This is a genomic window from Pedobacter sp. MR2016-24 (genome assembly GCF_026239655.1).
GTDB lineage: Bacteria > Bacteroidota > Bacteroidia > Sphingobacteriales > Sphingobacteriaceae > Pedobacter.
Genome location: NZ_JAPIVO010000006.1, coordinates 69,128 through 86,649, shown reverse-complemented (window position 1 = coordinate 86,649; position 17,522 = coordinate 69,128). Strand labels below are relative to the sequence as shown.

Here is a 17,522-nt window from a genome sequence, read left to right as displayed (position 1 = left end):
TTAATTTACCGATGTTAATTTTTGGTTCACTTGTTCTAATAATTGCTGCACAGCGGCTTCCGACAAATGCAGGATTGGTTTAGGATACACACCAAGCACAATAATCAATGCACAGATGATAAATAAAACCAGCTGCTCAGATCCTTTAATGTCAGTAAAGCCGATTGTAAGATCATTTGTTTTGCCGAGCATAATGTGCTGATACATTCTCAGCATATATACAGCACCGAAAATAATCGTCAGTCCTGCAAATACTACCATCCATATATTGTATTGGTATACGCCTATCAGCAATAAAAACTCACCTATAAATCCGTTGGTTCCTGGTAATGCCACAGTTCCTGATACAATGATCAGAAACGCGATGGCCAGCTTAGGTGCTACCTTGGCTATTCCTCCCAGTTCACTAATGCTATTTGTTTTTGTTCTGCTGAAAATGATATCCAGGACAAAAAACATACCCACCACGTTAATACCATGACTTAACATTTGCACCATGGCCCCTTGTAAACCCTGCGTGTTCAATGCAAAAATACCCGCAGAAATTAATCCAACGTGCGCTATTGATGAATAAGCTACCAGACGTTTTGCGTCTTTTTGCATAAAAGCAATCAGCGAAGCATAAACGATACCAATTACTGAAAGGATGATTGCCAAATGGCCCCAATCCTGCACGCCGGCAGGAACAATAGGCAATAACCATCTGATTACACCATAAATACCCATCTTCAGCATAATACCGGACAATAACATTGTACCCGCTGCCGGAGCTTCGGTATAGGTATCGGGCTGCCAGGTATGGAAAGGGAAAATTGGCATCTTGATCGCAAATGCGATAAAGAATGACCAGAAAATCCAGCCCTGTTGTACAGGATCCAGACTTAACTGATAGAATGCCTGTATATCAAAATTATGTGCCGGATTCTGCAGGTACAGGTAGATAATACCCAGTAACATAAATAAAGAACCTGCAATCGTATATACGAAAAATTTCATGTTCACTTTGATCCTGTCTTTTCCACCCCATATGGCGCAGATAAAATAGATCGGGATCAATGCAGCTTCCCATCCGATGTAGAATAAAAATGCATCCATCGCAGTAAACACGACCAGTAAACCAGCCTGCATAAATAAGATCAGTGCATAGAAAGAATTCGGTTTACTATAGTCATGCTGATAACTGGCCAGGATAATGATGGGTACCAGAACGTTGGTCAGCAATACCGTAATTAAGCTGATTCCGTCTATACCTGCATGGAAATTAATTCCGAGCTCCTGAATCCAGGGCAGGTTAACTACAAATTGTGTGCTTGCGTCCGGAATAAACTGTGCAGCAATAACTGCCGTAACTGCCAGCGATACCAGCGAAAAAACCATGGCCACATGTTTTGCGGCTTTGCCGGTAAATGCTGTAAGCAGCGCACCAACTAATGGCAGAAATATAAGAATGATTAAAAGTTGTTCCATTATGTTTTCTCGGACGATCTTTTATAGAGATAAATAAGTATACAATAACAAGGAGATGATGCCCACCACCATCATAAAAATATAGAAGCCAACGTTACCAGATTGCAGTAACCTTACTCCTTTACTTGCTTCTGAGGTGCCCCATCCCAGTCCGTTCACAATACCATCCACAACTTTCTTATCGAAAACTTTGTAGAAAAATACCGAAAGACCATCCAGCGGCTTTCTGATCACCGCATCATAAATCTCATCAATATAGAACTTATGGTAAGAAAGATTCGCCAGTGCAGAGCGTTTACCTTCATCAGCAAGAGGAACATGGTTTTGTTTAATGTATTTGGCATAAGCAACACCGATAGCGATCAATACACCAATTACAGATATTGCCATCAGCATGTACTCTGTTGCATGGTCTGGTGCTTCACCATGATGCTGAATAACCGGTGCAAGCCAGTGTGATAACCAGTGACTGCCACCAAGTGATTCTGGAATACCAATTGCCCCGCCGATAGCGGAAAGTACAGCCAGAACGATCAAGGGGATAGTCATGCTTTTAGGCGACTCATGAATTTTTTCCTCCGCATGGTGCGTACCTCTGTAAGTACCAAAGAAAGTAAGGAAGATCATTCTGAACATATAAAATGCGGTCAGGAATGCGGTGAAAACCCCGATGGCCCACATTACTTTATTATGCTCATATACATGAGCCAGTATCTCATCTTTAGAGAAGAAACCAGAGAATGGCGGCAATCCGGAGATCGCTATGGTACCAATCAGCATCGTAATAAAAGTAACCGGCAGTTTCTTACGCAGACCACCCATATGTCTCATATCCTGTTCGTGGTGCATCGCATGGATAACCGAACCAGCACATAAGAATAACAATGCTTTAAAGAAAGCATGTGTACTCACATGGAAGAAAGAACCATTGTATGCACCTACGCCTAAGCCAAGGAACATATAACCCAATTGTGATACCGTAGAGTAAGCCAGTACCTTTTTAATATCTGTTTGTGTTAAGGCGATAACAGCACCCAGTAATGCAGTTGCCAATCCGATAATAGCGATCAGATGTTGTACTACAGGAGCAAGGTCAAATAACACGTTAGAACGCGCAATCATGTAAATACCCGCCGTTACCATCGTTGCCGCGTGGATCAGTGCCGAAACCGGTGTTGGTCCGGCCATCGCATCCGGCAACCACGTAAATAAAGGAATCTGTGCAGATTTACCACAGGCACCTACAAAGAGCAATAAAGCAATTAATGCGATAGTCCCATTTCCGGGAAGCATGTTACCTGCTAAAGGAAATATTTTAGAGAACTCAACACTGCCAAAAGTAGTAAAGAGCAGGAATACAGCGATCAGGAAACCTAAATCACCAATACGGTTCATAACAAATGCCTTTTTCGCTGCTGTAGCATAGCTGCTGTTGGTAAACCAGAAGCCAATCAACAGGTAAGAGCATAATCCAACACCTTCCCAGCCAATAAACATGACAATATAGTTTGATCCCAATACCAGTAAAAGCATGAAAAAGATGAACAGGTTCAGGTAACTGAAAAACTTGCCGAAACCTTCATCATCGTGCATATAACCGATAGAATATACATGGATCAGGAAACCAATCCCGGTAATGATCAGTAACATGATTGAACTCAATGGATCAACCAGGAATGAAAGAGGTATTTTTAAAGCACCGGCACTGATCCAGTCGAATAAAAAGATCTCGTGCGACTTGCTTACGTCACTGCCCAGTTCAAAGAAAATACCGATACTGATCAGGAAGGATATGAATATCACGCTGCTCCCAATGAAACCAATCAGGTTCTTAGATAATGTGTTTCTTCCCAGGCCGTTGATTAAGAAGCCTATAAAAGGAATTAAAGGAACCAGCCAAACTAAATTTATCATCTTATATTTTATTCTTAATAATTACCACTTAAGGCGATTCAATACATTAATGTCTGTGGATTGGGTATTTCTGTAGACCATCACAATAATACTTAAGCCTACCGCAACCTCTGCAGCAGCCAGTGCCATGATGAAAAACACGAATACCTGTCCTGATGGATCGTTGCTGTGTACTGAAAAAGCTGTTAACAGCAAATTCACTGCATTCAGCATCAGCTCTACCGACATAAAGATCACGATAGCATTTCTGCGGGTAAGCACGCCTATCACACCAATTGTAAAAATGATCGCACTTAACCAGATGTAATGATTAAGCGGAACTCCCTGTAAATCCTGAGTAATATTTCCCACTATACTTTTTCTTTTTTAGTTAACAATACCGCACCCACCATTGCTGTCAGCAAGAGAATGGACGACAATTCGAAGGGCAGCATAAAAGGCCCGAATAATTCTTTACCTAAATTCTTTACCAGTCCAAGATTCGGATTTCTCAATACCAGGGGGTCCGAAATCGCAGTAGCCTTGAGAGAACCAGCCAGCGTAACCAACAGGCAGCATCCGGCTACAATACCCACAACCTTTACCAGGTTTGACTTTAAAGGCTCGTTATCCTTATTCAGGTTAAGCAGCATCAGCACAAACAGGAACAATACCATGATAGCTCCCATATAAACAATAAAGTTTACTACAGCCAGGAACTGTGCATTGAGCAGAATGTAATGGACAGTGAACGTAAAAAAAGTTACGATCAGATAAAGTACGCTGTGCACCGGGTTTTTTGCAAAAATAACCATCAGTGAAAAGAAGATACTTAGAAAGGCGACCAAATAGAATACCGATGTACCCATTTATTATGTTTGTTTAAAAGCCGGTGTTAAGCGGCATATGTATAATTATATGTCAAAAGCCAGAGGCCCGTTTTATTTCTTTTCTAAAGGCTGCTCCACCAGTTTATCTTTTCCATAGATAAAATCCTTACGCAGGTAATCCGAAGGCACGATAGGGCCGTCCAGATAAATTGCCTCTTTCGGGCAGGCCTCTTCACAGAGACCGCAGAAAATACAGCGCAGCATATTGATTTCATATACAGCCGCGTACTTTTCTTCCCTGTACAGGTCCTTTTCTTCCGGTTTGCGTTCTGCAGCAATCATGGTGATCGCCTCAGCCGGACAAGACAATGCGCACAATCCGCAGGCCGTGCAGCGCTCTTTACCATTCTCATCCCTTTTCAACGAGTGCATCCCTCTCCAGTTGATCGACATCTCGCGCTGAACTTCCGGGTACCTGATGGTAGCTTCTTTTTTGAAAAAGTGGCTCATTGTAATAGATAAACCCTTAGTAATTGCCGGCAGATAAATGCGCTCAGCAAACGTAAGTGGTTTCTGTACTAATACTTTCTTCTTACTGGTTAATGGTTCCATTAAACCTCCTTTTATGTTTCCGCAGGGCGGACAGTTAAAACTTTTCTACTATTGCAATCACAATACCTGTGATAATTACGTTTGCTATTGCCAGCGGGATCAGCATCTTCCAGCCTAAATGCATCAGCTGATCATAACGGAAACGTGGAATTGTCCACCGTACCCACATGAAGAAAAAGATGAATGCAAATATTTTGATAAACAATACAACCGTTCCGATCAGTGGTCCGATTACCGGTCCTGTATGCAATAACACCCAATCCATACCCGGATAATTATAACCTCCGAAATATAAAGTAGCCATTACCGCAGAAGAAACAAACATATTGATATATTCTGCGAATAAATAGAATCCTAATTTCATGGAAGAGTACTCTGTATGGTATCCACCAATCAGCTCCGTCTCACACTCTGGCAAATCGAATGGTGCCCTGTTTGTTTCTGCGAAAGAACAAACCATAAATAACAGGAATCCAACTGGCTGATAGATCACATTCCAGTGCCAGCCATGCTGCTGGTCAACAATTTCTTTCAGACTCATTGTGTTGGTCACCAACAGCAATGCGATAATAGAAAGACCCATTGCCACCTCATAACTGATATTCTGTGAAGCTGCACGGATAGCACTCAATAAAGAATACTTATTATTTGATGCCCAGCCACCAATCATTACTCCATATACACCTAAAGAAACTACGCCGAAGATATACAATACCCCCACATTGATATCTGTTACCTGCAAAGGAATAACCCTGCTGCCTAAAGTAATGGCGCTACCCCATGGAATAACCGCTGTACCGATACATGCAGTTAACATCGCCAGTCCGGGGCCAACCATGAACAGCCATTTGTTAGCATTGCTTGGAATAATCTCTTCCTTCATGAACATTTTCAGTCCGTCAGCCAAAGGCTGCAGAATACCGAAAGGTCCGGCTCTGTCCGGTCCTAACCTGTCCTGCAAAAAGGCAGCAACTTTTCTTTCCGCATATGTAGAATACATAGCGATAACTAAACTTATACCGAAGATAACAGCTACAAGTACAAATTTTTCTATGACGAATGTGATATCCATTAGAATTTAGCGGTTTTTTCCAGTTCAACTTTGTTTGCTTGCTGCAGGCGAAGATCTTCCTGAATAACAGGTAAGGGGATCATCGTTTCATAATGATTCGATGCAATTACCGAAGCGTCACTGATATGTGTAGGATGCTCAATAGTCCAGTCAGCCGTTTTCTTCTTGTCAAAACGACAGGTATTACAGATAAACTCTTCCACTTCACCATAGATATCCTTGCGTGCAGTCACACGTAAAACGTCCTCACCCTTATACCACAAAGTAACCTTGCCGCTACAAGTAGGGCAATCTCTGTGTGCATCTATAGGTTTCGTGAACCAAACCCTGTTTTTAAAACGGAAAGTTTTATCAGTTAAGGCACCTACAGGACATACATCAATCACGTTTCCGGAGAAATCGTTATCAACAGCAGTCTGTATGTAAGTAGAAATTTCAGAATGGTCTCCACGGTTTAAAATACCATGAACACGTTTATTCGTAATCTGATCGGCAGTAAATACACAACGGTAGCATAAGATGCACCTGTTCATGTGTAACTGGATCTTATCCCCTATATCGATACGCTCGAAAGTACGGCGCTCAAATTCATATCTCGTTTTTTGCAAACCATGCTCGTAACCCAGGTTTTGCAGGTCGCATTCCCCGGCCTGATCACAAACAGGACAGTCCAGCGGATGATTAATCAGCAGCATCTCTACTACCCCGCTACGTGCTTCCAGCACTTCCGGAGAAGTAATGTTCTGCACTTCCATACCGTCCATTACCGTAGTACGGCAGGAAGCCACCAATTTAGGCATTGGTCTCGGATCCTTCTCAGAACCCTTGCTTACTTTCACGATACAAGTACGGCATTTACCGCCACTACCTGCTAATTTAGAATAATAGCACATCGCAGGGGGCACAATATCGCCTCCTATCTGCCTTGCAGCATTCAGGATCGATGTACCGGGCTCTACTTCAACGGTTATCCCGTCTATGGTTACCTTAACTTTTTCACTCATTGTTAAAGATATTCGTTAATTTTCTGTAGTCACTTCTGGTTTAGCAATCGGTTCTGCGTACTTCGCAATGCCGTAATTGGTCTCCAGACTTTTTAATGGCTCTCTTACATGCCATTCAAATTCATCCCTGAAATGTCTGATTGCACTGGCAACCGGCCATGCAGCAGCATCCCCTAAAGGACAAATGGTATTTCCTTCTATCTTTTTCGCCACATCCACCAACAGGTCGATATCACTCATCTTACCATGTCCGTATTCAATCCGGTGTAAGACCTTTTCCATCCAGCCGGTACCCTCACGACAAGGTGAGCATTGTCCACAGCTCTCATGATGATAAAAACGGGCAAAATTCCAGGTATTTCTTACCATACACTGATCTTCATCAAAAGCAATAAAACCACCAGATCCCATCATGGTACCTGTAGCAAATCCGCCTTCAGACAGTGATTCGTAACTCATTAATCTTGGTTCGCCATTCGCCAGTTTCAGCGTCAGGTTTGCCGGTAATACCGGAACAGAAGAACCTCCGGCTACAGTAGCCTTTAATCGCTTACCGTTGGCAATACCACCACAGTATTCATCAGAGTAAATAAACTCTTCAACAGGCAGCCCCAGCTCGATTTCGTAAACACCCGGTCTAACCAGGTTTCCTGAAGCCGAGATCAGTTTGGTACCCGTACTGCGACCAATACCGATTTTCATATATTCATCACCACCGTCATTGATAATAGGTACAACAGCAGCAATAGACTCTACATTATTCACCACCGTAGGGCAACCATATAAACCTGCAATTGCAGGGAATGGTGGTTTAATCCGTGGATTTCCCCTTTTACCTTCCAATGATTCCAATAAAGCCGTTTCCTCACCGCAGATATAAGCACCACCACCGGGCTGTACATATAACTCCAGATCATAACCCGACCCTAAAATATTTTTTCCCAGGAAACCCGCGCTTTTCGCTTCTGCAATGGCACGTTCAAGGATCCTGATCTGAGGCATCATTTCACCCCTTACATAAATGTAAGACGTTTTTGCACCCAATGCATAACTCGCAACAATCATCCCCTCAATCAATGCATGAGGAATATGCGTCATCAGGTAACGGTCCTTAAAAGTACCCGGCTCTGATTCATCTGCATTACATACCAGGTAACGTGCAACACCTTCTGGTTTAGCCAGAAAGCTCCACTTCATCCCGGTAGGGAAACCAGCACCACCACGACCGCGTAATCCAGACTTCTTCACCTCTTCCACTACTTCATCAGGAGTGAGGGTTTTCAAAGCTTTTTCCACAGCACGGTACCCGCCTTTCTGGCGATAAACATCCAGTGTATGGATGCCCGGTACGTTTATATGTTCTAATAAGAGTTTACGGGCCATTATTTTTTGCGTAATTCTGCTATCAATGTATCTACCTTTTCTGCATCAAGGTTTTCATAAAATGTGTATTCAGGACCTATCTGCAATACCGGGCCGAAACCACATGCAGCAAGACATTCTACACCTCTCCAGCTAAATAATCCATCAGGAGTAACTTCTCCCTCTTTCACACCCAGACTGTTCTCTATATGGTCCATGAGTTTCTCAGCACCAACCAGACAGCAAGGTCCGGTACGGCAAACTTCCAAAACAAATTTCCCTTGCGGTTTCAAAAAGTACATACTGTAAAAAGAAGCCACTTCATAAACTTCGATAGGCTCTATTTTGAGGTATGCAGCAACTTTATCCATTGCGGCCGGACTTAACCAGCCCAGTTCCGCCTGCACTTCATGAAGTACAGGTAACAATGCCGATTTTTGCTTTCCCTCAGGATATCTACTCGTGATCTCTTCAAACTTTACAGTCAAAGCCGACGAGAACTCTACAGGTTGTGTTTCTTCTACTTTAAGCATCTAATTCTCCAGCAATAATATTCATACTACTCATATTGATAATGGCATCAGACAATAGCATACCTTCACTCATATGTGCAAACATGGAGTAATTGATAAAACTTGGTCTTCTGAAATGCAGACGGTAAGGTGTTCTGCCGCCGTCATTAATCAGGTAGAACCCAAGCTCGCCATTTCCACCCTCAACGGCATGGTATACCTCTGCTTTAGGTGCGTCGATCTCTCCCATCACAATTTTGAAATGGTAGATTAATGCCTCCATATTGTTATATACTTCCTCTTTGGCAGGCAGATAGAAATCAGGTACATCCGCATGGAAAACTCCGGCAGGCTCGCCCTTTAATTTCTCCATTGCCTGTTCAATCAGACGCAGACTTTGCCACATTTCTTCATTGCGAACCAGGTAACGGTCGTAGATATCGCCGCTCGTACCTACAGGAACCTCAAAATCGAACTCATCATAAGAACTGTAAGGCTCACTTACACGCACATCATAATCCACACCAGTAGAACGCAGTAATGGCCCTGTCCAGCCGAAGCTCAATGCGTCTTCCTGCGTGACAGCAGCTACACCCGCAGTACGGTCAATAAAAATACGGTTACGGTTCAGCAAGCTTTCAAACTCTTTCAAAGCCAACGGAAATTCCTTCAGGAATTTGTTAATCTTCGCAAACGCAATTTCGTTGAAATCTCTTTCAAAACCACCTATACGACCGATATTGGTCGTCAAACGTGCTCCGCAAACCTCTTCATAAATTTCATAGATATGCTCTCTGAACTGAAAAAGGTATAGGAAAGTCGTGGTAGCACCTGTATCCTGTGCGATAATCGTATTACAGATAATATGATCTGAAATACGTGCCAGTTCCATGACGATGATCCTCAGATAATCTACACGTTTAGGTACTTTAATATTTAATAACTTCTCTACTGTCATGTGCCAGCCCATGTTATTGATGGGAGACGAGCAGTAGTTTAGTCTGTCTGTCAATGGGGTAATCTGATAAAATGGTCTGTGTTCAGCTATTTTCTCAAATGCGCGGTGAATATATCCGATTGTGGATACACCACTCACAATACGCTCACCGTCTAACTGAAGTACGTTTTGAAATACGCCGTGAGTAGCCGGGTGGGTAGGTCCTAAGTTTAAGGTAACTAACTCCTCCTGCGGATCGTTGTCTGTATATACCGGTTGATTGTGATTCATATGCTTATCTACCAAAGTATTCGTCTTTTTTATCAACTCTGTTTGGATCTTCCAAAGGATATTGTTTCAGCATGGGGTGAACATTCAGCTCATCCATGTTTAATATTCTTCTCAGATCCGGGTGACCTTCAAATTTAACGCCGAAGAAGTCATACGTTTCTCTTTCCATCCAGTTAGCACTTTTCCAAAGCACAGTAGCCGTAGGAATATTAGGTGTGTGCTCATGGATAAAAACCTTAATCCTGATTCTTATTCTCTTCACCATGCTGTGTAAATGGTATACCACAGCAATCTGGTTTTTCTCAGGATAATGAACAGCAGTGATATCGGTAAGGAAATTCATATTCGCTACTTCGCTTTCTTTAAGAAACTGAAGTACCCCGATGATCACGTCCTTAGTGGTCTCGAAAGTAAGCAAACCATAAGGTTCATTTACACCTGTAATTTTATTACCGAACTTCCCGCCCAGTAACTCAATCAGATCATTATTTGTTATGTCTGCCATTATTCTATTCCGTATGAAGCTAACATTTGTTTGTACTGATCAGAATGTCTTCTTCTTCCGGATTCGTTTTTAACGAGCTCCTGGATCTTTCCAAAACCATCTAAAATTGCTTCAGGTCTTGGCGGACATCCTGGTACATAAACATCTACCGGAATAATTTCGTCGATTCCCTGCAAAACAGAGTAAGTATCGAAAATACCACCACTTGAAGCACATGCGCCAACAGCAATTACCCAGCGGGGTTCAGCCATCTGAAGATAAACCTGTTTTAACACAGGACTCATTTTCTTAGCGATTGTACCCATCACCATCAGCAAATCTGCCTGACGCGGAGAGAAACTAAGGCGTTCTGACCCAAAACGACCAAAGTCATAATGAGATCCCATTGTAGCCATAAATTCTATCCCGCAACAAGACGTTGCAAAAGGTAAAGGCCATAATGAATGGGAACGGGCTAAACCGATAACCTTATCTAAAGAGGTGGCGAAAAAACCAGATCCTTCAATGCCTGGAGGCGCGTCTACTATATTGATGTCACTCATATTATTAAACAAAAAAGGCTCATTCCTATACCAGAATGAACCACAAATTTACGATAATTACGTACAAAAGACACTAACCCATATCGATTTAGAAACGATCTAAATTAATTAGTTCCAGTCTAAAGCCTTCTTTTTCAAAATGTAAATGAAGCCTAAGAGCAGTGTTCCCATGAAGATGAACATCTCAATTAAGCCACTCCATCCCAACTCCCTGAAATTCACAGCCCATGGATACATAAATATCACCTCCACATCAAATAACACAAAAAGGATAGCTACCAGGAAGTACTTAATAGAAAATGGCTGACGCGCATTACCAACTACCTTAATACCAGCTTCAAAAGTTGACAGCTTATCATTTGTCTTACGTGCAGGGCCTAAATAATGCGTAGCGATCAGCGTAACAACAACAAATCCAAGTGCAACAATAACCTGAAAGATGATAGGTAAAAAATCTGAAGGTAAACTTTGGGTTTCCATATAATTTTAATTTAGGGCAAAAGTAAAAGAAAAAGGCAGGATATCAACCCTGCCTTTTCAATTATCTGTTATTTAGACTTATTTTTTCTTAATCGGAGCTTTTGCTGCTGGTGCAGTCAATTGCTTCAATCCGGTTGTTGCATTTGCATTTGAAGGATCAACAACCAATGCTTTGTTGAAGTAATCAGTTGCTTTTGCTTTATCTGTCGGAGAATAGAAGAATCCTAAGTTAGTATAAGCTTCTACCAGGTTTCTTTTTTCAGCAGGCGCTGCACCTAATTCAGGTTTTTTAACCGTAACCAGGTCAAGATATTGCTCATAAAAAGGAACCATTAATCCTTTAGGCGTAGTCTGATCATCCATGTAACGTGCTACACGAGCTCTTGTAATGTAAGCAAGTGTGAACTCAGGCGTGCTTTTATTAATGAAAGCTAAAGCTGAATCTGCTTCTACAAGAATCTTTTTATCAGGGTTCTGTTTATCTCTGTCGGCAATAGCATAAGAGAAATAATTAGCAGAAGCCAGGTAGTAATAGTTCGTCAATGAACCTTTACCATTTGGGTTTAACCTGATTGCATCTCTGTAAACACCTGCTGCAGCAGCATATTTTTTGCTGTTGTACAATGCTTTACCTACATCTTCCAAAGCTTCAACATTGGTAGAATCTTTAGCTACTGCTTTAGTGATGCTGATTAAAGCAAGACTATCCTGTCCAGCAATCAGCTGTGCTTTACCTAAGTAAAGGTAATCAGATGCTACTAAACGTGCAGTATCAGTGTTTTTAGCGAAGAAATCCGTTAACATTTTCAAGCTTTCAGGATTTTTGTTCTCAGCTGCAGAATAAGCCTGTAAACGTGAGATGACAACACTTTTCTGATTATTAGGATACAGTTTCGCTAAATCAGCTGTTTCTGTTTCTAACGTTTTGAAATCCTTAGCATAGTACAGGAACTGCGCATAACGTAATCTTGCATCAAAGGATTTGTCAGTCAAATCAAGATATTTCTTGTAGTTAGTCAATGCTTCAGCAGATTTAGCAGCAAAGTTTGCTGGTTCGAAATTTGCCCATTGCATATACAACTCAGCAATCTCACGGTAAGCAGGACCATAATTAGCGTCAGCCGCAATTACAGCTTTCAACTCATTTTCTGATTCCGGAAATGCTCTTGACTCTTTGTACATTCTGCCAATCTGAACTTTAATTCTCAATAAAGTCTCATTCATGTTCAATGCACGCAGGTAGTTACTTAAAGCTTCTGAGTTCTTTTTTTGTGCAGCGTAGAAATCACCTAATGCTACGAAAGTTTCAGGGTCTTTATCTTTATCGTCCAGCTCATCCGCTTTTTGTAAAGCAGGTAATGCTGCAGCAAAGTCAGGTTTATCCTGAGCTACATAAGCTTTACCGATGTATAAATATACTGTATAATCTTTTTTAGATGCAGCTGCAATAGCTTTATCGAAATTCGCTTTAGCTGCCGCTGCGTTGTTCGCTGCAAGTTCAGACTGACCCAGACCAACATAATTCAGCGGGTATTTTGGATCGGCTGCAATACCTTTAGTAAAAACTGCTTTTGCAGAATCAACGTAATCATTACGCAGGTATACATCACCTAAACTAAAGTAATTCTCTCCTTTACTGGCTTGTGAACTTACCAATGTCTTAAGCATTGAAGTCGCTTTTGCATACTGCTCAGCGTCAATAGCTTTCTTTGCATCATCTAAATTCTGAGCAAAAGAGGCAGAACCCATCACTACTAAACCTAAACTTAAGGTTATTGCTTTCTTTGTCATTTTCATGGTTCGTATCATTTGATTTTTTTTAAAGGTCATGAAACTTGCAGGCAGGTTTCATGGTTCGGATTGTTTGTTTAAAATGCTAATGAAGCTAATCTTAGCTAAATTTCAATATAATTAGTTATCACTTTTAATATTAATATCTCTGGAAGTCATCCTGTTTGGCGCAAGTCCTGATTTAAGTACAATCAGTTGACCCCGCTGACTCACCAGCCAGGTTGCAAAACCTGTGCCTAAACCATCTCTGCCCTCGGCGTTAATAATATAAATACTTCTCCAAAACGGATACTTTCCATCTATCAGATTTGGTTGTGTTGGCTTATAAAAAGCATCGTCCCCCTTTTGTCCTTTGACGTTTTTTACCCCCAATAGTTTAACCTGGGTAGTAAATTCAGCCATGTCTCTGTTATCTTTCAGTAACCAGTTTACCCCTACAATACCTATATAGTCCTGATGTTCCGATACATATTTGATCACATCATTATTATTTTTCAAAGTGTAGATTCCTTTAGCAGGCAGTTCTTTGATCTGAGCAAGCTCCTTAAAGTAACGTAACGTACTGGAATAGGCATTATCAAACACTAAATTTCTTCCTTTTGGATTATTCCCCTTTAAAACAGCAATAATCTCATCGGCAGTAATTGTTGAATCGGGGTTATTGTTCCCCGTGATCAACGCAATACCATCCACAGCAAAGCGTGTCGTAAACACCCTAATACTTCTTTTGGTATAAGCCTGCTCTTCCGCAGGTGTAAGTTTTCTTGATAAAACCGCCACCCTGATGCTATCATTTAAAAAAGCAGGCAAAATTTTATTCTCATTCCCCTGAACCAGGTCAAACCTGGTATCAGGATAATCCAGTTTAAATATTTCAATCTGATCGTTAAGCATCGAAGCAAAGCTTTCATCTACCAGCATTTTCATTGTACCAGAAGTACGCGTTTCAGCAACAGCCTCTTTTTTGTCGCTGTTTCTGCACGCAATAAACAAAAATAATGGCAGTATAAAAACTAATTTTTTCATCTTAATCTTCTTTTTGATTGATTAAACGTGTAAACCTGATGATTGCATATCCGATTAGTAATGCGCCGAAAAGAATTTTTGACCATTGTGGAAACTGCGTCATCACTGTTTTATCCGCAATGATATATACCCCCAATGTAAGGTATACCAAAAACATCACAAGGCCTAAAATGAACAGAAATCGCTGTTGAGGCGATTTCTGTTTAAATGTATTGAAGTCAAACATTAATTTAGTTTGCTAAAGTAAAGCTGATTGGAATATTGTATTTCACACGTACTGGCTTACCATTCTGAATACCAGGAGTCCATTTCGGACTAGCCTTAAGTACACGGATGGCTTCTTCGTCAGTACCACCACCTAACTTACGCTCTACTTTAATATCAGTTAAGCGACCGTCTTTCTCTACTACAAAAGACATAAACACTTTACCCTGAATATTATTTTCCTGCGCCATAGGAGGATATCTTACAGTTTTCTGAAGATAAGCGTAAAATTTATCCATTCCTCCAGGGAAACCTGGCTGAGTTTCGATACTTACGAAATCGTAAACTTTAGTATCTTCTACTACTGCTGCCTGTTTAGGACCATCTCCAACAGGACCTGCTATCACGATGTCCGCACCAGGATCACCTTCAATAGTTTTCTGTCCGGGATCGGCAGCTTTTAACTGCTCAATCTGAGGTGGCTCTTCATCACGAACCTCATTATCCGGTTTTACAATCGGAGGAGGAAACTTGATCTGATCCGTTTTTGGCGGCGGTGGCTCAACCGGTGGCGGCGGAGGTGTTTTAGGATCCACCGGCGGTGGTGGCGCAACAACAACTTCAACTTGCTTCACAATTTCCTCTTCAGGAAGTTGCCCCTTGATCAGACTAATGATCTTCGGTGTTAGAAACAGCAAGATGAATACTGCCGATGCCATAAATAATGCCTTCGTTGTATTTGCGCCATTTTCCTTGCGTAACTCGTAAGCGCCGTAGGATTTGTTCTTTTTAGCAAAAACAACGTCGAGCCATTCTTTATTGAATAAGTCTATTTTAGAACCGAACATTGTTTGTTATTTAAAATGTTAATAATATTATAAAATTCCTTCTTGCTTCATGAATGCTTTCTCAGCATCGGTGATGTTCTCATCATCAATTGCAGGAGCCGATTTGATTCCGGTAATTGCTAACTCGTCCATAATATCAACGAAGTTTTTATAGGTAGCACCTGAAGTTGGTTTAATCACCATTACGATTGATTTACCACTTGCAGCCTGCACTTTTTGCTTGTTGTCCAGTATAGATTTTCTGATCTGACTGAAATTTTGAATTTCAGGTGCTGATTTACCAGCCTCTCCCATGTACCATGCTACTTTATTATTTTTACCTAACAAAATAGTCATTGTCTGAGATGCCCTTAATTCAAGCCTCGTCTCATTCTTCTCATCTTTATCTGGCTTCGCAATATCCATTGCGGTTGGTTTACTCAGCGTGGTGGTCAACATGAAGAAGGTAATCAATAAGAAAGCCAAATCAACCATCGCGGTTAAATCTACTTTCGTAGAAGACTTCTTACTTCTTACTTTTCCACCTTTTTTGCCACCCCCGCCGGAGGTATCTAATTCTGCCATGATTTAATTTTTAGCTGCCCTCAGCAGTGGTGATTAAACTAAACTTGTTAATTTTTTGTTTTTGAAGAATGTCGACAATCTTTTTGACTACCGGATATTCTTCAGCAGCATCTCCCTTGATACTTACTCTCATTCCTTCAGAGTGCAGTTCAGCGACCGCTTTACGCGATTGAAGAATCCAGTCAGCTAACTGATTGTTTGTAGAGTCAGATGGAATCCCTTGCTCTAATCCTGATTTTTTACGCTGATCACCGTCCATCATAATGAACTGTTTCAGGCTCTGAACAGGAACACCAAAAGATCCGATTACACTAAAGCGTTTTTTCTCTTCCGGAGTAAATTCTATTTTGTACTGCTCCCCGATTTTTTCAAGGGTATTAATTTTAATATCCTGTCCTAAAGTTTCGAAAAAAACTTTTCCCGTTCCGATCGTTAAGATCGCAATATCCTTTTCAGGAACTTTAATCTTATAGGTCGATGACGGAATAGTTACCGCCAAAGGATCCGGTTGTTTTGCAGTTGCTGATAAAATGAAGTAAGTAAGCAACAGGAAAGACACGTCGCACATAGCGGTCATATCGATCGAGGTACTTTTTCTTGCAACTTTTGCTCTTGCCATAATTTTAAAAATTACTTATGTTTTGTATAATGATGTTAATTCTTCCGGTTTTCCATAAAGCCGGTAAAAAAAAATTACATTATTTTCTATTTATGCGTAGAAGCATAAGTTTGGATGATGCTAAAACCAGCTTCATCAATTGCATAAGTCAATTTATCAATTTTTGAAGTAAGGATGTTATACATGATAATCGCTAAAGTTGATGTACCGATACCAGTTGCAGTATTGATCAATGCCTCAGAGATACCTGTTGCTAACGCTGCTGAATCCGGAGCTCCAGAAGCACCTAAACCACCAAACGCTTTAATCATACCCGTTACTGTACCTAACAGACCCATTAATGTACCTACTGATACTAATGTAGCAATTACAGTTAAGTTTTGCTCTAACATTGGCATTTCCAAAGTTGTTGCTTCTTCGATATCTTTCTGGATAGCTAAACATTTCTGATCTGTATCCATGTTAGCTTCAACTTCCATCTCACGGTATTTTTTCAGACCAGATTTGATTACGTTAGCTACTGAACCTTTTTGTTTGTCACACTCAGCCATTGCAGCTTCGATGTTGTTTGAATTTAAAAGCGCTTGTACTTTTTTAACAAATGCATCTAAACCTGATGTACCAGTTGCTTTTCCAATAACGATGAAACGCTCTACAGAGAAAACGATTACCATTAAAAGCATACCCATTAGGATTGGCACGATAAATCCACCTTTATAAGCCATACCTGCATAGTTACCTACTTTAGGAAGGTTTTCAACATTGTCATCAATGAAGTTCTTAGGATCTCCCAGAACGAATTTAAAAATAAGGATACCAATAATAATACAAATAGGGATAACTAGTGTAGCGAATAGATTTGAAGCTGATGAGCTTTCTTTTTGAACTGTTGTTGGTTTTGGTGCGTTTGCCATTTTTTTAGTTTTTGAGTTTTTAGTACTTGTTTTTTTAAATTTAGATTAA

At 40.9% G+C, this 17,522-nt stretch carries 20 protein-coding genes; all 20 read right to left on the bottom strand.

Going from position 1 to position 17,522, the window contains the following annotated elements; genetic code table 11:
- The 20 genes from OQX62_RS16700 to OQX62_RS16605 all read right to left on the bottom strand — a co-directional run bounded on the left by OQX62_RS16700 (position 1) and on the right by OQX62_RS16605 (position 17,473).
- Positions 1–1,467, bottom strand: coding sequence for a complex I subunit 4 family protein (locus OQX62_RS16700; RefSeq protein WP_265832756.1), 1,467 nt, complete (start codon positions 1,465–1,467; stop codon positions 1–3).
- A gap of 21 nt (positions 1,468–1,488) precedes the next feature.
- Positions 1,489–3,381, bottom strand: a complete 1,893-nt coding sequence (gene nuoL / locus OQX62_RS16695; RefSeq protein ID WP_265832755.1) for an NADH-quinone oxidoreductase subunit L — start codon at positions 3,379–3,381, stop codon at positions 1,489–1,491.
- A 21-nt stretch (positions 3,382–3,402) separates the two neighbouring features.
- On the bottom strand, positions 3,403–3,732 hold the full coding sequence (gene nuoK, locus OQX62_RS16690; protein ID WP_090558106.1) for an NADH-quinone oxidoreductase subunit NuoK: 330 nt from the start codon (positions 3,730–3,732) through the stop codon (positions 3,403–3,405).
- The gene (locus OQX62_RS16685) at positions 3,732–4,229 is read right to left on the bottom strand and encodes an NADH-quinone oxidoreductase subunit J (RefSeq protein WP_265832754.1); all 498 of its coding nucleotides are present in this window, start codon (positions 4,227–4,229) and stop codon (positions 3,732–3,734) included. Before OQX62_RS16685 ends, nuoK begins: the two co-directional genes overlap by 1 nt.
- Positions 4,230–4,301: 72 nt before the next feature.
- On the bottom strand, positions 4,302–4,802 hold the full coding sequence (locus tag OQX62_RS16680) for a NuoI/complex I 23 kDa subunit family protein (RefSeq protein ID WP_265832753.1): 501 nt from the start codon (positions 4,800–4,802) through the stop codon (positions 4,302–4,304).
- Positions 4,803–4,836: 34 nt separating this feature from the next.
- Positions 4,837–5,874 (bottom strand): NADH-quinone oxidoreductase subunit NuoH, encoded by a 1,038-nt coding sequence (nuoH, locus tag OQX62_RS16675; protein ID WP_265832752.1) that lies wholly within the window; start codon positions 5,872–5,874, stop codon positions 4,837–4,839.
- Positions 5,874–6,878, bottom strand: a complete 1,005-nt coding sequence (locus OQX62_RS16670) for a 2Fe-2S iron-sulfur cluster-binding protein (RefSeq protein ID WP_265832751.1) — start codon at positions 6,876–6,878, stop codon at positions 5,874–5,876. The genes nuoH and OQX62_RS16670 overlap by 1 nt, the downstream gene beginning before the upstream one ends.
- A 15-nt stretch (positions 6,879–6,893) precedes the next feature.
- Positions 6,894–8,261, bottom strand: a complete 1,368-nt coding sequence (nuoF, locus tag OQX62_RS16665) for an NADH-quinone oxidoreductase subunit NuoF (RefSeq protein WP_265832750.1) — start codon at positions 8,259–8,261, stop codon at positions 6,894–6,896.
- Positions 8,261–8,773, bottom strand: a complete 513-nt coding sequence (gene nuoE / locus OQX62_RS16660) for a complex I 24 kDa subunit family protein (protein ID WP_265832749.1) — start codon at positions 8,771–8,773, stop codon at positions 8,261–8,263. The genes nuoF and nuoE overlap by 1 nt, the downstream gene beginning before the upstream one ends.
- Positions 8,766–9,980 (bottom strand): NADH-quinone oxidoreductase subunit D, encoded by a 1,215-nt coding sequence (locus OQX62_RS16655; protein WP_265832748.1) that lies wholly within the window; start codon positions 9,978–9,980, stop codon positions 8,766–8,768. The genes nuoE and OQX62_RS16655 overlap by 8 nt, the downstream gene beginning before the upstream one ends.
- 4 nt (positions 9,981–9,984) lie before the next feature.
- On the bottom strand, positions 9,985–10,485 hold the full coding sequence (locus OQX62_RS16650) for an NADH-quinone oxidoreductase subunit C (protein ID WP_265832747.1): 501 nt from the start codon (positions 10,483–10,485) through the stop codon (positions 9,985–9,987).
- Complete coding sequence (locus OQX62_RS16645) at positions 10,485–11,027, bottom strand: NADH-quinone oxidoreductase subunit B (protein WP_265832746.1); 543 nt, start codon at positions 11,025–11,027, stop codon at positions 10,485–10,487. The genes OQX62_RS16650 and OQX62_RS16645 overlap by 1 nt, the downstream gene beginning before the upstream one ends.
- A 108-nt stretch (positions 11,028–11,135) precedes the next feature.
- Positions 11,136–11,507, bottom strand: a complete 372-nt coding sequence (locus OQX62_RS16640; RefSeq protein ID WP_265832745.1) for an NADH-quinone oxidoreductase subunit A — start codon at positions 11,505–11,507, stop codon at positions 11,136–11,138.
- Positions 11,508–11,585: 78 nt separating this feature from the next.
- On the bottom strand, positions 11,586–13,304 hold the full coding sequence (locus OQX62_RS16635) for a tetratricopeptide repeat protein (RefSeq protein ID WP_265832744.1): 1,719 nt from the start codon (positions 13,302–13,304) through the stop codon (positions 11,586–11,588).
- A 114-nt stretch (positions 13,305–13,418) separates the two neighbouring features.
- Positions 13,419–14,324: a PstS family phosphate ABC transporter substrate-binding protein gene (locus OQX62_RS16630; protein ID WP_265832743.1), complete on the bottom strand. Its 906-nt coding sequence runs from the start codon at positions 14,322–14,324 to the stop codon at positions 13,419–13,421.
- Between the two features lies 1 nt (position 14,325).
- Positions 14,326–14,550: a hypothetical protein gene (locus OQX62_RS16625; protein WP_265832742.1), complete on the bottom strand. Its 225-nt coding sequence runs from the start codon at positions 14,548–14,550 to the stop codon at positions 14,326–14,328.
- Positions 14,551–14,554: 4 nt separating this feature from the next.
- Positions 14,555–15,376, bottom strand: coding sequence for an energy transducer TonB (locus OQX62_RS16620; protein WP_265832741.1), 822 nt, complete (start codon positions 15,374–15,376; stop codon positions 14,555–14,557).
- 27 nt (positions 15,377–15,403) lie between these two features.
- The gene (locus OQX62_RS16615; protein ID WP_265832740.1) at positions 15,404–15,940 is read right to left on the bottom strand and encodes an ExbD/TolR family protein; all 537 of its coding nucleotides are present in this window, start codon (positions 15,938–15,940) and stop codon (positions 15,404–15,406) included.
- Positions 15,941–15,950: 10 nt separating this feature from the next.
- Entirely contained in the window at positions 15,951–16,559 is a 609-nt protein-coding gene (locus OQX62_RS16610; RefSeq protein ID WP_265832739.1) for an ExbD/TolR family protein, read from the bottom strand.
- An 86-nt stretch (positions 16,560–16,645) separates the two neighbouring features.
- Positions 16,646–17,473 carry a MotA/TolQ/ExbB proton channel family protein gene (locus tag OQX62_RS16605; protein ID WP_265832738.1) on the bottom strand — a complete coding sequence of 276 codons (828 nt, stop codon included), beginning with the start codon at positions 17,471–17,473 and terminating at the stop codon, positions 16,646–16,648.
- Positions 17,474–17,522: the final 49 nt, after the last annotated feature.

What these genes read in the sequence shown, in the direction of transcription:
- OQX62_RS16700 (WP_265832756.1), bottom strand. Translation starts at nt 1,467, where the DNA reads ATGGAACAACTTTTAATCATTCTTATATTTCTGCCATTAGTTGGTGCG.
- nuoL (WP_265832755.1), bottom strand. Translation starts at nt 3,381, where the DNA reads ATGATAAATTTAGTTTGGCTGGTTCCTTTAATTCCTTTTATAGGCTTC.
- OQX62_RS16685 (WP_265832754.1), bottom strand. Translation starts at nt 4,229, where the DNA reads ATGGGTACATCGGTATTCTATTTGGTCGCCTTTCTAAGTATCTTCTTT.
- OQX62_RS16680 (WP_265832753.1), bottom strand. Translation starts at nt 4,802, where the DNA reads ATGGAACCATTAACCAGTAAGAAGAAAGTATTAGTACAGAAACCACTT.
- nuoH (WP_265832752.1), bottom strand. Translation starts at nt 5,874, where the DNA reads ATGGATATCACATTCGTCATAGAAAAATTTGTACTTGTAGCTGTTATC.
- OQX62_RS16670 (WP_265832751.1), bottom strand. Translation starts at nt 6,878, where the DNA reads ATGAGTGAAAAAGTTAAGGTAACCATAGACGGGATAACCGTTGAAGTA.
- nuoF (WP_265832750.1), bottom strand. Translation starts at nt 8,261, where the DNA reads ATGGCCCGTAAACTCTTATTAGAACATATAAACGTACCGGGCATCCAT.
- nuoE (WP_265832749.1), bottom strand. Translation starts at nt 8,773, where the DNA reads ATGCTTAAAGTAGAAGAAACACAACCTGTAGAGTTCTCGTCGGCTTTG.
- OQX62_RS16655 (WP_265832748.1), bottom strand. Translation starts at nt 9,980, where the DNA reads ATGAATCACAATCAACCGGTATATACAGACAACGATCCGCAGGAGGAG.
- OQX62_RS16650 (WP_265832747.1), bottom strand. Translation starts at nt 10,485, where the DNA reads ATGGCAGACATAACAAATAATGATCTGATTGAGTTACTGGGCGGGAAG.
- OQX62_RS16645 (WP_265832746.1), bottom strand. Translation starts at nt 11,027, where the DNA reads ATGAGTGACATCAATATAGTAGACGCGCCTCCAGGCATTGAAGGATCT.
- OQX62_RS16640 (WP_265832745.1), bottom strand. Translation starts at nt 11,507, where the DNA reads ATGGAAACCCAAAGTTTACCTTCAGATTTTTTACCTATCATCTTTCAG.
- OQX62_RS16635 (WP_265832744.1), bottom strand. Translation starts at nt 13,304, where the DNA reads ATGAAAATGACAAAGAAAGCAATAACCTTAAGTTTAGGTTTAGTAGTG.
- OQX62_RS16630 (WP_265832743.1), bottom strand. Translation starts at nt 14,324, where the DNA reads ATGAAAAAATTAGTTTTTATACTGCCATTATTTTTGTTTATTGCGTGC.
- OQX62_RS16625 (WP_265832742.1), bottom strand. Translation starts at nt 14,550, where the DNA reads ATGTTTGACTTCAATACATTTAAACAGAAATCGCCTCAACAGCGATTT.
- OQX62_RS16620 (WP_265832741.1), bottom strand. Translation starts at nt 15,376, where the DNA reads ATGTTCGGTTCTAAAATAGACTTATTCAATAAAGAATGGCTCGACGTT.
- OQX62_RS16615 (WP_265832740.1), bottom strand. Translation starts at nt 15,940, where the DNA reads ATGGCAGAATTAGATACCTCCGGCGGGGGTGGCAAAAAAGGTGGAAAA.
- OQX62_RS16610 (WP_265832739.1), bottom strand. Translation starts at nt 16,559, where the DNA reads ATGGCAAGAGCAAAAGTTGCAAGAAAAAGTACCTCGATCGATATGACC.
- OQX62_RS16605 (WP_265832738.1), bottom strand. Translation starts at nt 17,473, where the DNA reads ATGGCAAACGCACCAAAACCAACAACAGTTCAAAAAGAAAGCTCATCA.